Raw genomic sequence first — 15,054 nt, forward strand, 5'->3', positions numbered from 1 at the left:
CAGATACCCCAACACCACACTCTGACCAACACACAACCAAACCCACACACAGAACCTAAAACAACGCGTTTAGTTCCTATAGGCCCAGTGTTGGGAATCTGGTAATTGCTCTTCAACGAAGAAGACCCGGGGGATTGCCAAGCATGAGCGGACACCCTTTTCGCCCACCAGTCACGATTTTGTTCAGGCAACTCTGCCTCTTAGCTATTATGTAGCTTTAGCTAAAGAGCACAGCAACAGGCTAAGGAAATGGGTGGCCCGGCAATCTTGGGGTTTGCGGGGCCACCCCGCTTACTCGTGCAAAGAGTTTAGTGGCGACGGCTGCTGCTTTCTCGTTGGTGGGAGGCTGCTGCCGTGGCGCCTGCTGCAGTGAGCAGTCCTGCGGCGAGCAGGACCAGGAGTCCGGCGCTGCCGGCCCTGGGCAGGATGCCCTCGTAGGTGTAGCCCAGGTGGGCGGTCGTCTGTGCGGCCTGGTCTATGGTCCAGTCGACGGCCACGTCGACGAATCCTGCGTCGTGGGGCGGGTTGGTGATGCTCCAGGTGACATCGGCGTTCCGGTACAGACTGGTCCCGGCGATGCCGCCGAACTTGACGCCAGTGAGCACCACAGGCGTCGGATCGAAGGCAACCGCCAGGGGGGTTGTGCTTTTGGCTGCCGTTCGGTTGCTGCCCAACTGCCCGTATTGGTTGTCTCCCCAGGCCCAGAGGTTGCCGTCCTGCCTGATGGCCAGTGAATGGAGCTGTCCGACGCTGCTTCGAACGGCTTTGAAGGTTTGGGCCTTGTTCGCGGGGTCCTTGATGGTCGCGGGCTTGTTCTGATTGACGGTGCTGCCGATGCCCAGCTGCCCGTTGCTGTTCCATCCCCATGCCCAGAGGCTGCCGTCACGGCCGACGACAAGGGAGTGGTTCACACCCGCGCTGATCTGGGCGGCTTTAAGGTTTTGGCTGGTATTGGTAGGGTTCTGCACGGTTTGGGGCTTGTACTTGTCGCTGGTGCTGCCATCCCCCAGCTGGCCGTACCCGTTGTATCCCCAGGCCCAGGTGTTTCCGTCCGTATCGATGGCCAGGGCGTGCCAACTCCCCGCGCTGATTTGGGTGGCTTGGAAGGACTGATTGGGCAGTCGGGCCGGATTGGATGCGTAATTGGTGCTGTCGCTGGTGCCGTTGCCGAGCTGGCCGTTCGTGTTGTATCCCCAGTTGTACACGTTGCCATCGGCGTCCAGGGCCATGACGAAGCTCCAGTTGAGGCTGACCTGGACCGCACGCAAGGCCTGCCCAGGATTGTCCGGGTCGGCGACTGGAGTCGGGGTATTCCTGGCCGTGCTGTATGCGGGCGTCTGGCCCTTGCCGGTGCTTTCGCTGCCCCAGGTGTAGACGCGGCTTTCGGAGTCGATGGCGGCCGAGTCTGCGACGCCGGCGCTGACCTGTACGGCTTTGAATGGCTGTCCGCTGGTGTCCTTGACGGGCTGGGGCTTGTACCGGTCCGTTGTGGTGCCGTCGCCCAATTGCCCGTGGTCGTTGCGTCCCCAGCTGTAGAGGATGCCATTTGATCCTATGGCCAGGACGTGCGAGTCGCCGGCTGCAACCTGGGTGTAGGTAAAGCCGGAGTCCGCGCCGTCGGGCAGGGGGATTCTGACTGGAGTTTTCTGCATGGCGGCATCTGCCGGTTTCTGAGCCAGTTGTCCGTATTTGTTGTTGCCCCATGCGTAGGCGTTTCCGTCGCTGGCGACGCCTATGGAGAAGGAGCCTCCGGCGCTGGCCTGGTTGAAGCGGATGCCCCGGTTGATGGTGGGCGGGGTGATGGTTATGTGCTGGCCGCCGAGCACGTTGCCTTTTTGTGGGTTCAGGGCCCAGTGGGTGTCCATTATGGTCCAGTGGGCTGCCAGGGTGATGTTGCCGGTGACCTGCTGGCTGAAGTCGTAGGCGATCCAGGAGTCGTTGCTGGTGTCCTTGATGAACCAGCCGTCGAACAGGCAGCCATCCGCTTTCGGATTGGGGAAGGGGCGTTTGGCCTGTTTGCCTTCGGTGACGGTCTGGTTTTGGGGCATGCCGGAGGGTGACGGGTAGGAGCTGTCCGTGCTGGTGAAGGTGACGGTGTAGGAGTCCAGGTACCTGTAGGCCAGGTGGGCGTCCGGCTGCTGGCCGTTCAAAGTCCATGAGACGGTTGTGTCCACTTTTCCTCGCGCATGCGCGGGTGTGGTGACGCTCCATGTACCATTCGCGTTCTTGCTTATGTTCGTGCCTGCCGTTCCACCGAAGCTGACTGCGGTGACTGTGGTGGTACCGGGCAGGTTCACCCGGCCGGGGATATGCCGATCGTTGGTGGTGTTGTCGCCCAGCTGGCCGTTGGCGTTTTTGCCCCAGGAGTACAGGTTTCCGTCTGAGGCCAAGCCGAAAGAGTTGTTGTCCCAACCGGCGCTTACCTGAACCCAGGTCAGTCCAGTTGGTGCGTTCTGTGGCGCAGCAACCCGGATAGGGGTGTTTCGCTGGGTAGTGGTGTTGTCGCCCAGCTGGCCATTGTTATTGGCACCCCAGGAGTAGAGGTTTCCGTCTGAGCCAATGGCCAGTGATGCAACAGATAGGAGGCTTACTTGTTTCCAAGAGAAATTAGGTAGCACTCCATTGGGTTTATGCGCTTGAGTTGGGCCGTACACGTCAACGGTGGACCCATTGCCAACGTTGCCGTTTCCGCCGTAACCCCATGTATATATGTTGCCGTCGGACCCGATAGCTTGCGAGTAGTAGTCCCCCATTTGGAACTGTCCCCAGGTGAAATTGGAGGGAACACCTTGCGGTGTGGCAATTCGGACGGGCGTGATCTTATTATCGGTGATTGATCCTGTACCCACTTCACCACGGGTATTTGCGCCCCAGCCGTAGATCCAGTTATCCGATCCCAAGGCCAGAGAATGCCATCCCCATCCGCTCATCTGCTTCCATGTGAATCCGGAGGGTACTCCGCTTGGCATCTTCACCTGGATGGGGGCATGCCGTTCAGTGGTAGTGCCGTCCCCCAGTTGGTTATGATCGTTGTCGCCCCAGCTGTAGAGCTTGCCGTCGGATCCTAGGCCAAGAGCATGCAGGCTACCTACCGCTTCCTGCTTCCATGTGAACCCGGATGGGGCATTTTGTGGCAAGTTAACAGGTTCGGGAGTGTAATGCGCGGTTGTAGTGTTGTTCCCCAACTGACCATAGGTGTTGTCGCCCCAGCTGTAGAGCTTGCCATCTGATCCCAGACCCACGGAGAACAAGTATCCGGCTGAGGCCTGGACCCAGGTAAAATCCTGGGATACGCCCTGGGGTTTCTTCACCGGGACCGGCTCATGACGTTCAGTGGTGGTCCCGTCGCCGAGTTGGCCATGATCATTGCTTCCCCAGGCGTAGAGGTTGCCGTCCGAGGCGACTGCAAGAATGTGCCCCCTTCCAGCGCTGACCTGGCTGAAGCGTATTCCTCGGGGTCCGGGCGGGGTCAGGGTGACTTTCGTGCCGCCGGCGACCGGCCCCTGCATGGGGCTCATGCTCCAGGCATCCGCCTTGGTCCAATGAGCGGTGAGCTTCAGATCGTTGGTGATGGGCTGGTTGAAATCGTAGGCGACGGGTGTTGAACCGATGAACCAGCCGTCGAACAGGTAGCCATCTTTGGTCGGATTCGCTGGACGTTTCGCGCGCTCGCCGTCAGCTATGGTTTGTGCCGTGTCGGTGCCTTGGGGGTTGCTGAAGGTGACGGTGTGCGATGTGAAGGCGCGTGATTGCAGTCCAGCGTTGTCTTTGTCGTCGGGAGTCCCGGTCTTGTCCGGCGTGGGGGAGATGGAGGGGGTCGGTTGTGTGGGATTCAGAGGGGAGGATGTGGCCAGAGGAGATGGAGAAGTAGGAGTTGTTGCCGTTCCGGTTGGCTGGGTGGTGATGTCAGGAGCATTGCTGGACTGTTGCTTAGCTTCACGATCCCCCTCCTCCCCGCTATTCCCATATGGGGTCGGCGCTACTGCGCGGGCCGCACTGGATTGGGTTGTGGCGCTGTCTGCCGTGGCATAGGTGCAGATCAGGAGACTTGTGGGCAGAATAATGGCCAGCAGGAGGCTGATCAACAAGGCCGGTCGAGCGGATACAGTTATATTAGAGTGCTGACGAGGCATAGTATGATCCCCTTCCCCAGGAATCGCAGCCATATTGTCAAGAATCCCCAACATCCGGCGAAACACGTGCCGAAGACAACTTTGGCCGCTAATGACACAGTAGCATAAGCGCTGATGGTCTAGAACAAATAAAATTGAGAAATTTCTGTTTACTTTCTGACGATTTAATGGCGCTCGTCGGCTTTTCATCCATGGTTGGCCTTTCGTTTCTGAGGGTCCATTACCGATTTGGTAAGCGAAACAGAAGGGATGCCAGGGAAATAGGTATTGTTATCAATGCATCAGCGAGGAGAGCGAACTCAAAACAGTGCTATGCATGCCAAAAGTTCATTAGGGAAAACCGATAGCTATGAAACCATGGAGTTCTATGCAGGTATGCGAGAGATTCGTAGCGGACGATGTGGGTTTGTCGATGTGTTGAGAATGCGGTGTTGACAGCAATACAGGACCTGGTGATGTATCATCCAGGCTTTCTATTCGGTTGCTAGTACACACATTCTGATTGCAGTCGATCTTATGCTAGATGGCCATAGTTGATTACTTGATCAAACTTGGTTTTAGCGGCAGCAATTTATCAAGGTGATGGCAAATATCGACACAAAGTGCAACGACTCGGTATGCTTGCGTGCAAAAGTTCTGTTAATCAATGCTGACTTTTTCTGCCGTCATACGCCAAGCAGCCCAACAGTATGCGGAAGCACAAGAGCGACCTTCCGAGTCCTGACTTGGGTATGAGGCGCCAAGAGCAGACTGTCGGTCTGCGGCAAGATGTCATAGAGACAGGCAAAGGGGCAGCGAGGTAGAACTGAACACGTCGACTCACTTGCCTTTTATCTCCATGATCGTCCCATGTGGTTGCTGATATTTGGCCGAGTGCAGCAAAAGGATGGAGGCATGTGCAGAAGAACGGCGAGGCTGGCGTTGGGCATCAGCGAGGTGGAGCACCGGCAAATGGATGGGATGGTCTTGCAGCGCAGGCCGAGCGGAGGGGGTCTTTAGCATTAGCCATGCCAACAAGCTCTCTTTCTGGTTCTGTAAAAGCCTAATTAGAGCCTGTCCATCCATAACAATCGGCGATGCAGTTCCCCTCGTTGTCAATGGCTGGTCCCTCGTGGCCCTGCTGTAGCTGGTTCCACAGGTTGGGGTAGTCCTGAAGATTGAATCCGCCGCTGTGCTGAGTAAATGGGATAGATCCGCCTCTTCCACCGGTCAACGTGTCGGTGGAGGCGGCGGAGCCTCGCAGGCTCCGGCGGCCCCATCAGCCCCTCAAGGAGGTAACGGAAGTACAGATTGGCACCAATGGGTAGATCAAACAACTCCGAGTAGCTGTCATGCCGGGGAATTCTGCCCCATTGGATGATTGATTGAGGATTTACCAGCGGGACCGGTTGCTTGGAAGGTCTCCCATCCCGCTGGCGTTACTTGTGAGCGACCATAAGGCTGTCTCTTTACGGTATTCTGCTGCACCCGCTCAAGAATGCGATCTGGTCCGGCTTGGGTCTGAACGTGTAGGCGTGGATAAGGATGTCAATGGCATTTTGAATCGGCCTTGAGCCACAGACAAACGTGAGAACTTATTCTTAAACTATATGCATCGCTTTAGAGCTACACCGCTTTCCTTATAGGGTGTAGGTAGTAGCTTGTAATTGGGGATTATCAGCAGTGAATGTGGGCCGCTACTGCTGGAGCGAGTGCTGATACGGCCGTTGCGGATGTGATGAATACCCGTAGAGCTTTGCGTCGCACTTTCTTCATTGCATCAATATGGCGATGTGCCGGATCAGTGCAGGAGGCTGTACCCGGAATTATGCGGCCTGCTTCGGCAAACTCCGAACGTGAGGATCGAGCAATGCAATCAATTTGACACCATTCGGCTGGTCGCATGAGAGTTTGTGCGGGTCCCCCTGTTTAATGTCGATCTTTGCAAAGGGGAAGAAATTCTGACCGTCGCCTGCTGGGTAATTCAAGTTTGAAGAAGAGCGCTGCATGGCTTGTCCGTTCACCTTGCATTGCGCGGCTTCTGTCTGCTTAAGATCGGCCCGGCGCGCAAGTACATACAGGGTTCCCGACTTGTTCGCGGAGATGGTTGTGACGCTGCTGTCACCAGAAACGTCGTACTTTGTCAAAGATGAAAGGTAATTGGAGACCTGTTCCACGGACGGCTCTGAACGATTCGATCCTTGGCAGCCCGAGAACAGGGCCACACTCATCAAAACTGCTACAAGGGCGATTATTTGTTTTTTCCAGATGGCGCCAGCCGTCCTTGCTTCGCTATGGAACCGGGTTGGCAATGCCGTGAGCCGCCCCAAGTGTCCGTGGGAATCCCGCTGATGCGCCACTGTCGAATTAAAGTCCGTCTGCTCAAAAGCCTTTGTCTTCTTCATCAGTTCTCCTTAGGCAGGTAGGGGAGGGTTCACGACGTTGTTAATTAGATTTAGTTTCATAACTCAGAAGAGCGGTTATTAGTTAAAGCCATGTTAGCTCGTTATTCAGGATATACGAATATTTACCAGTTTGTACCTTTCGTGGTCGAAATCTGGCTATATTTACCTGATTAGCCGCCACTCTTCTTATTAATCGGATTAGCACCATGCATGCGATTCCTACCTGCTTTAAGCTTGAGATCACAACAGGAATTGTGATTTACCTTGAGGAAGTCTCTGAAGACGTGTGCTTGTCACATTGTTTTCTTACCGGCTATTTACCAATACAGAAACAATTGCTAGAAATTCATATGAGTCTGGCTGCATTTCTGAGTTGTGCGGCTTGTTCAGTGAATGTTGTCTGTCTGCTGATCATTTCTCGTATCCAGCGATACATGCCATTGCGCTTAGGTTCGTCTGAATCGTCAATATCCAATTCGTTGTCCATTTTGAAAACCCAAGAAGACGAATCTTGCAAGGCGACTCTTTTGCCGGCTTGTTCCTTGCAGTGTTACCTTATGAGTCTTCCAGCAGTTTCAGCACATTTGGGAATCGCTCATCGACTGCACGAACACCTCCGGCTAGGGTTCTCCGCAAATCAGGATGATCAATGCCATCGTGAGAGCGGAGCATGGCCTCTTCAGTAATTTCTTTGTTCTTGCCGGATTCATATACAGCTTTCCAGGCTGAACCGTCGCGATGTAGATAGTCCACAAGTTCGAAGGCTGCCAATGGCCCGTATAAAGCGGCAACTCTTTGAACTACATTTCTCACTGCTTGGAGTCCGACTGAAGAATCGGTTTGATCATGCTCATCTATTATAGCTGGGGCAGTTATCCGATTTGGGCCATACTCTTTGAATGCTGCATAAACGCTCGGTGCCACGGGGCCGCATTCCCAGGCTTGTATAGGTTCGTCGAAAAGCCTATGCCTGTGTATCCGAAGGCACTCAACCTGTGCGAAATACACCAGCTTGTTGATTTTCATATTTGTCAAATACAGGTGTGTATGAGGATAGGAGATCAACATGTTGGCGATAGTCAATGCAAGCATGTGATTCTTGCCTCCTTTCATGCTGATTTGCGTCCTCAGGGCAGCTGGTACATATGCCCGCTGTAGTCATGGCTGACAGGGTTGGTGTTCCAGGGGTAGGGCAGTGTGGTCTGCGGATAGATGTCCGCCAGCAGATGGATGGCGTGGCCGAATTCATGGGCCAGTATGGACTCGTTTGGGTAGCGGGTCTGGCGCACGCCCTCAGCGATGCGTTCGATGTTGGCGGGGGAGATGGAAGTGATCGGGTCTTCGATAACGCCCACATAACCTGATTTTGTCTGGTCCAACCGCGGCGAAAACGAGATGAGGGTTTTCCTGGACGTGGACTGAAGGTCATTCAGCCATCCCTCAAGCATTTTGCGATTTCTGAGAGCGGCGCAGGGCGGCCAAGACTAGCAGAACCTCAAGGGCGACGATGATTAATAACAGAATCAGTGCATGCTGTGAGCCGTTGATGGTGCCCAGTCGTCTGTCTGCGACTGCGGCCTGGCCTGCTGCGACGATGGTGGCCCCCAGGCTGCTGCCGATGGCTGCTGCGAACTGCTGGACGGTGTTGAAGATGGCGTTGCCGTCGGCCTGCTGCTCCTGGCTCAGTCGGTGCAGGCCGTTGGTCATGATGTTGCCCAAGCTCAGCCCGATGCCCAGCATGAAGAAAATATAGAGTATTAGGATGGCCAGGACTGTCAGATGGCGGGCCGCGAGAGCGAATCCCAAGAGGCCGATCAGGGCCACACAACTGCCGCTGATGATGGGGATGCGTGGACCAAGCTGATCGTAGAGCCTGCCGGAGAGCGGGGCCAGAACGGCTCCGATTGCCGCACCCAGCAGCACCACTAGCCCGGCCTGTAGCGAGGTGCAGTCATCAACCAGTTGCAGGTGGTTGGGCAGGATAAATGAGAGGGCCAAGGCGCTGATCTCGAAGAGGATGTAGGCACCGACATGCAGGGAGAAGCGGCTGTCTTTGAACAGGCGCACGTCGATGATTGGTTGGGCCTGATGCCGGGCGTGGAGGGTGAACGCTGCCAAGGCGATAAGTCCAGGGCCAGCGCTCTGCCGAATCTCCAGGAGAGCCATCCTGCCGACGCGTTGCTGATGCCGAAGATCAGACCTGCAAAGCCCAGGACCATAAGGAATATGTCAATCGGCTCCAGTCCGGCCTGGTTGCCATCTGCCGCCACCGGAACCGAAGGTATGCAGGCCAGGCCCGTCACCAGTGAGATCAGCAGTACGGGAATCAGAATGATGAAGACGAAACGCCATCCGATGGTGGTCGCTACCAGACCGCCGAAGGTGGGGCCGACGGCTGGTCCGATGGCCGTAATCAGGGTGCCTACACCCATCATGGTGCCGATGCGCTTTGTCGGAACCTCCTGGAGGATGATGTTGAACATCAGGGGCAGGGCGATGCTGGTTCCCAGCCCCTGTATGGCCCTTCCCGGCAGCAGGAGGGGAAAGACCGGAGCCAGTGCGTCGGTTACCAGTCCGGTCAGGAAAAGCAGGTTGGCGCACAGAAAGAGGGTCCGGCTCCGGAATCGGCGCTTCAGGGCCGCCGAGAGCGTGGTGATGGAGGCGACGACCAGCAGGTAGAGGGTGGTCATCCATTGCACGCTGGAGGTCCCGATACCGAAGTGGCTCATGAGGGCCGGGAAGGTGATGTTCATGGCCGTTTCCACAATCACGCCGCAGAAGGACATGATGCCGGTGGCCACCACCGCGCCTATTACCCTGCGGGGGATTGCTGTGTTTTGCGCTTGTTGCGTTGCTTGGGTTGCGCTCATGAGCGAGACTCCTTTCCAGCCTGGGAGGGATCGTCGGAATTCAAGGTGGTGAAATAGGCCAGCACGCGGTCGAAGGCAGCCAGATCCCGCTGATTGAACCGGCGCTCCGTCGCCTTTTGCTGGTTGTCGATATATGCCCGCACGGCTTTCTGCAGGCCCCGTGCCTTGGTGGTGGGTGCAATGATGCGTTGACGGCCGTCCCTGGGGTCCCGTTTGGCGGCGACCAGTCCGCTGGCCTCCATACGCTGCAGGATTTTGGTTGTTGTGGACGGGCGGATGTCGAATTCCATCTCGATGTCCCGCTGGGTGTGGTCCTGGGACTCTCCCAGGAAGTCGATGATGGACATCTGGGTGCCGGTCAGCCCGTACTTGGTCGCATAGGCATCCATGGACCGTGACATAAGGTTGGCCGCCCTTTTGATCCGCTTGCCGTAGTCTCCGCTCAAAGGCTCTCCTCGGTTAGATCGTTAGCTACCTAATGAATAATCTCCCGGGTATGGACAAGCTGTGCAGCATTGGATAATTGACCGCTTTGCCGGATCGCTTGTGCCGCAGCCAGCCTGAGGTTGCGGCTGCCTCGTATTGCCGGATTTCGGCAACAAATATCATCTTCTTGCTATGCAGGGAAAATGCCCGATTCCCGGGCTTACCGTATAGGCAAACAGAAGTCTTTCCTTCCGGCTCATATGTAGGTGGTTGGAAGCTGGCAACTCCCGCATGGCATGGTCTGCGACAGAGCAGTGCACGTAATCATGTCTCGTGACAGGGTCCTTATTTTGTAGCAATGGCGCCTTAAATGCCAGGACCCCGGGATGAGCTGACGGGTGGACAGTCTGACTATTCAGAGAAGAATGAAGGTACAGGACATGAGCATATCCCACAGGGTACTTGCAGGATTGATGGCAGGGGCCGTTCTTCTGACTGGTGCATCGATGGCGACTCCAGCCATGGCATCGGAGGATGAGCAAACAATCAATGTGACGCCGAATCCCTGGTATGCCGATGGCCCCTTCCAGGGTTGGGGAACTTCCCTGGCATGGTTTGCCAATGCCACAGGCAACTATGGAGAACCCGGTTCAATCAGTCAATCCAGCGGAGACCCTCAGACCGATGCCAAGGCTTTGGCCTATGGGCGGCAACTTCGTGAGGATTTCTATACGAGCATCTTCGGTAAGGAGGGTCTTGGTCTCAACAAGGCTCGCTACAACATAGGCGGTGGCAATGCCTCGGACGTGGCATATGGTTATCCGTTCATGCGGCAAGGCGCCGCCATGCCCGGCTACTGGGCCCAGGACCCGGACGGCTCTTTGGGCCTTTACGGCGGTCTGGCGACGACGATGGCCAACAAGGCCGGCATTGATCGGGCTTTCGATCCTCACAGCGATGCCTCCTATGTGTGGGGATCCGCGACCTCTGATTCCCCACAGGCCCGCGACGTCAAGGCTCAGGAGTGGTGGCTGAAAAGGGGAGCTCAGAACCATGACATCGACCACGTCGAAGCCGCAGCCAACGCAGCTCCCTGGTTCATGACGGAAAGCGGGTATGTGAGCGGAGGTGATAGCGGGAATGCCAACAACCTTGCGGATGCGGACAAATTCGCACAGTATCTGGCTGCGGTAACCCGGCATCTGTCGCAGCTCCAGGCCGACAATGGGAACCGGGTTGGGGTCAATACAGTTGAGCCGCTCAACGAGTCGGAGACCGGATACTGGAGTTCGCCGCGAGGACGGGCTTCGGATGCTTGGCCAGCCGAGGACAGTGCTCTGATCGACCGATACTGGAATCGGTATTACCAGGGTAAGAACAAGGCTGTTACGCCATATACCACCGAGGTCAAAAAGCCCCAGGAGGGTATGCATGTCGATACTGGGACAGCCGGCAATGTCATACGCGCGCTCAGATCGGCTCTGGATGCAGAAGGCCTGCAGCAGACTTTGGTTTCAGCTACCGATGCGACGGATTCAGGCCAGTTTGTCGATTCCTACCATCGCTATCCGCAGGATGTCAGGGATGCCATCGGCCAGTACAACACCCACGGGTATGGCACCAACCGCCAGCGGGCTGCCCGGGACATTGCCCAGGGGGATGGCAAAGCCTTGTCCATGAGCGAGGTGGATGGCTCCTGGCAATCCGGAGGCTTCAATCCCTATGGTTTCGACAATGCCTTGGGCATGGCCGGTAAGATCAACGCCGATGTCTACGCCTTGCAGTCCAGGGATTACACCTTCTGGCAAATCGGTGAGGACCTTTACAATGTGGCCACTGGCGACAAGGATATGAATGGCAACAGTGCCAATCCCAAGGGGGAGGACACCAATTGGGGCACTGTCTTTCTCGATTATGATTGCTCGGTCGCCGGCGTTGACGGCAAGCTCTACTCTCGCAGGGAAGTGGACAACAATGGAGGCCAGACCTCGGGAATTCGCCCCTGCCGGATCGTGGTCAACGCGAAGTACAATGCTGTTCGCGCCTACACCAAATTCATTCATCCAGGGGATTTCATCACCGCCAATAACGCCACCAAGGACAATATGACCGCCAGCTCGGCAGATGGCAAGACCCAGACGGTGATACACCGTAACGGCAGCGATCAGCCGCAGACGCTGGTCATCGATCTGTCAAACTACGGGGACATCGATTCCGACGCGAGCGGGAAGCTCTTCCTGACTACCGAACCTGATCATCAGCAGGATATATACACGGCTGATATGAGCTATATGAACAAGTACTCCAATAAGGAGCAGCCGCATGGAGTCACCATTGATGCGGCAGCCAAGACGGCCACAGTCAAACTGCCGGCCCGTTCCATCGCCTCCATACAGCTCACCGGCGTATCCGGGGTCTCCCCGCAGGCCCAGGTCAAGGATGGCAGCACGATTCAGCTTCAAGGGCAGCAGTCAGGAAAGATGCTCACCGCGTCCTCCGATGGTCTTCTCATGCTTGAAGGCATGGCCAAGAATCCGGATCAGGGACGATCCCAGGCCTTCACTGTTCACAGCGTCGAGCCGTCTGCCGGCAGCCCTATGGTGCGTCGGTACCTGATCTCTTCTTCGGACGGGGACAAGTTCCTGTGTGCGGATGGCCGGATGCGGGCGGGTACCAGAGCATCGATCGGTACCGATGGACGGTTCATCTGGATGCTCAATACGGAAAATGGCAAGACCTTCAGTCTGGTCAACCAGGCAGACAAGGTTGCCCTGGACGTGACTGGTCAGCGGACTGATGCGGGTGCCACGATCGCTGTGGCAGAATCGACCGGTGCTGACAACCAAGGTTGGTACTTCAGATCTACGGAGCCGACCGGTGCCGAAAAGACTACGGTCCAGGTGCCGCTTGGCGGATTCGTGACCATGCCTCAAACTGTGATTCCCTATTATTCCTGGGGTCAGGGGGAGCCTGTACCAGTGGTCTGGAAGACCGAGGCCGTTGATGTGGGCAGAGAGGGAACCTATCAGGTTCAAGGCGTTGCCACTGATTTCTTCGGCAATACATTCCCTTGCCAGGCATCGGTTTTCGTGGGCGATCTTACCGTGACCGATCCTGCTTCCGCCACTATTTTCTTCGGTTCAGATGCCCGGGAGGCCCGCAAAGCGATGGAAGCCACCACCGTTTACGCCCATGTCAAGGCTTCGCCGGCCATCAAGGTCGACCCTCATGCCGTCAGCTGGGATTGGGCTGATCTTCAAGGAAAGCTGGACCGGGCGCACGAGGGTGACGTGGTGCCTGTGAAAGGTACCCTGTCCGTAAGCGGAGGACGTTCCCTGCCCCTATCTTTCAGCCTGTATCTGGAGGCAGCCAAACCACAGAACGTGGCTGATGTCAGTTACAATCTGACCGTTACCGACCAAGACGTTGAGTATGGCAAGGAGGATCAGTGGAGGAAACTCACTGATGGCAATATGCGGGAGGAAGCCTGGGCGACATGGAATTCGGCCGGCAACTACCGCCATAGCCCAACTGCCAATCTTGACTTCGGGCAAGTGCGTCAGCTGGATCGGGTGGCCATCACATACAAGGATCATCCGCCGGTGTCGGCCAAGGCTGAATACACCAACGATGGTGCCAACTGGAAGCCGCTGGGGAAGGTCGTCAACAACCCGCAGCCTGGTCAGACCGTGACCTTCCAGGCAGCAGGGATGGTAGGGGCCAGCAAGGTCCGCATCGTCAACACGGTAGACAACGCCTGGATGGATGCGGCGGAAATCGAAGCCTGGGCCCGTCCATGGGTAGGCCCGGTCAGAAATCTGGCTTGGGGCGCCGGCACCCACTTCTCAGTCAACGTCCAGGATGGTGATACGGCTGGAAAAGCCATTGACGGACATGTCGCCTCGGGGTGGTCCACCCAGTCGGCATCTTCGGATGTCGATCCGACAGCCACCTTCAACTTCGACAAAATCCGGACTATCAGCCAGGTCAAGACCGTCTTCCACTGGGATGGGCGAGCATCCTGGCCAAAGTCGCAGACCTTGGAATATTGCGATCAATCCGACAACTGGCACCGGCTGGAAACCAAGACGGGATGGTATCTTCCCCAGGCCGGTGGTACTGATGCCTCCACAGAAGCCGATGCGCCTACGGTGACCTTCACCCTGGCCAGCCCTGTCCAGGCAAAGGCGGTGCGGCTTGTCAACAGTCTCCAGGACACCAAAACGTATATCAACGTGGCCGAGATTGAGGTAAACGGCACGGAGAGTATTTCGGCCTTCGAGCCTGAGCCAGGCAATGATGCCAACCTGGCTGATCTGCGCTTGGACGGACAAACCATTACAGATTTCTCGTCCGATCGCAATGATTATGTAGTCGATTTGCCGGTTGGCTCCGAAAGCAACCCGGTCTTGCAGGCCTTTAGCAGGGACAACGCAGCCAAGGTGGTTCGGACTGATGAAAGAACCGGGATTGGAGGCAAGAGCCTGATTACCGTCACCTCTGCTGACGGTTCGCGCTCCAGGGTCTACTCGGTCCGCTACCGATCCTACGATTTGCAGGGTTTGCAGGTCGTCCCGCCAACGAAGACCAGCTATGCCATCGGCGAGCGGTTTGACCCAAGCGGATTGGCGGTCAGTGCTGTGTATGTCTCAAAGGACACGAATCACACAGAAGTCACGCCTTTGACCTTGGATGATCCCGAGCTGTCTTTGACGGGCTTTGACTCTACCGTGGCCGGCAAAAAGACCATTGTCGTGGCCTACCGCGGGGTGAACGCCAGCTTCAATATTTGTGTGAAGACCTTCGGGACGAATGCGTCCGGTATTGGCGCTGGGGGTTTGAACGGGAGCCATTCTCCGCTTGATGGACCTTCACATGCGGTTCTGGCGCATTCAGGAGCTTCGATAATCTCGGTAGCCCTGCTGATCGGAGCTCTGGCACTGACGTCGTTCGCGGCATTGCTCGGCAGGCGATACCTGTCAAGCAGACGATAAGGTCACTACGGGTTTCTTGGCATCTCACCTTACGCGCGGTTCTGGTTCACCAATGTTGCAATAGGCTAACCTGAACCGCGTTCAGGTGGTTAGTAGACAAACCTTTTTAAGTGAAAGCAATATTTCGATATTAGATAGCAGTTTTCATGTACGGAGCCTTGTAATTGTTTATAGACTGAAAGTACGTTAATGATTGCACTATCAACGTAATGAAAAGAGGCACAAGGATGTGTGCATGTGAAAAACA

General features: G+C 56.3%; 8 protein-coding genes. 1 reads left to right on the forward strand and 7 read right to left on the reverse strand.

Annotated features, from left to right (window positions below; genetic code table 11):
- Positions 1-308 precede the first annotated feature (308 nt).
- The 7 genes from H3S97_RS03570 to H3S97_RS03600 all read right to left on the reverse strand — a co-directional run bounded on the left by H3S97_RS03570 (position 309) and on the right by H3S97_RS03600 (position 9,833).
- A complete protein-coding gene (locus tag H3S97_RS03570) occupies positions 309-4,133 on the reverse strand; it encodes an RCC1 domain-containing protein (RefSeq protein ID WP_198219670.1) in 3,825 nt (1,274 codons plus the stop codon).
- A gap of 1,805 nt (positions 4,134-5,938) precedes the next feature.
- Complete coding sequence (locus tag H3S97_RS03575; protein ID WP_198219671.1) at positions 5,939-6,517, reverse strand: hypothetical protein; 579 nt, start codon at positions 6,515-6,517, stop codon at positions 5,939-5,941.
- A gap of 555 nt (positions 6,518-7,072) precedes the next feature.
- Complete coding sequence (locus H3S97_RS03580) at positions 7,073-7,609, reverse strand: Panacea domain-containing protein (RefSeq protein ID WP_198219672.1); 537 nt, start codon at positions 7,607-7,609, stop codon at positions 7,073-7,075.
- Between the two features lie 35 nt (positions 7,610-7,644).
- Complete coding sequence (locus H3S97_RS03585; RefSeq protein ID WP_198219673.1) at positions 7,645-7,872, reverse strand: hypothetical protein; 228 nt, start codon at positions 7,870-7,872, stop codon at positions 7,645-7,647.
- Positions 7,873-7,957: 85 nt separating this feature from the next.
- The gene (locus tag H3S97_RS03590) at positions 7,958-8,554 is read right to left on the reverse strand and encodes an MFS transporter (protein WP_232356301.1); all 597 of its coding nucleotides are present in this window, start codon (positions 8,552-8,554) and stop codon (positions 7,958-7,960) included.
- Positions 8,443-9,387: an MFS transporter gene (locus tag H3S97_RS03595; protein WP_198219674.1), complete on the reverse strand. Its 945-nt coding sequence runs from the start codon at positions 9,385-9,387 to the stop codon at positions 8,443-8,445. Before H3S97_RS03595 ends, H3S97_RS03590 begins: the two co-directional genes overlap by 112 nt.
- On the reverse strand, positions 9,384-9,833 hold the full coding sequence (locus H3S97_RS03600) for a MarR family winged helix-turn-helix transcriptional regulator (RefSeq protein WP_198219675.1): 450 nt from the start codon (positions 9,831-9,833) through the stop codon (positions 9,384-9,386). Before H3S97_RS03600 ends, H3S97_RS03595 begins: the two co-directional genes overlap by 4 nt.
- Positions 9,834-10,334: 501 nt before the next feature.
- Between H3S97_RS03600 and H3S97_RS03605 the strand changes: the two genes are divergently transcribed.
- Positions 10,335-14,807 carry a discoidin domain-containing protein gene (locus H3S97_RS03605; RefSeq protein ID WP_232356263.1) on the forward strand — a complete coding sequence of 1,491 codons (4,473 nt, stop codon included), beginning with the start codon at positions 10,335-10,337 and terminating at the stop codon, positions 14,805-14,807.
- The last annotated feature ends 247 nt before the right edge of the window (positions 14,808-15,054 follow it).

Source organism: Bifidobacterium choladohabitans, from assembly GCF_016102005.1.
Taxonomy (GTDB): Bacteria; Actinomycetota; Actinomycetes; order Actinomycetales; family Bifidobacteriaceae; genus Bombiscardovia; species Bombiscardovia choladohabitans.

Excerpts from the sequence above, each read along its gene's own strand:
- H3S97_RS03580 (WP_198219672.1), bottom strand. The coding sequence starts at position 7,609 with ATGCTTGCATTGACTATCGCCAACATGTTGATCTCCTATCCTCATACA.
- H3S97_RS03575 (WP_198219671.1), bottom strand. The coding sequence starts at position 6,517 with ATGAAGAAGACAAAGGCTTTTGAGCAGACGGACTTTAATTCGACAGTG.
- H3S97_RS03595 (WP_198219674.1), bottom strand. The coding sequence starts at position 9,387 with ATGAGCGCAACCCAAGCAACGCAACAAGCGCAAAACACAGCAATCCCC.
- H3S97_RS03605 (WP_232356263.1), top strand. The coding sequence starts at position 10,335 with ATGGCATCGGAGGATGAGCAAACAATCAATGTGACGCCGAATCCCTGG.
- H3S97_RS03570 (WP_198219670.1), bottom strand. The coding sequence starts at position 4,133 with ATGCCTCGTCAGCACTCTAATATAACTGTATCCGCTCGACCGGCCTTG.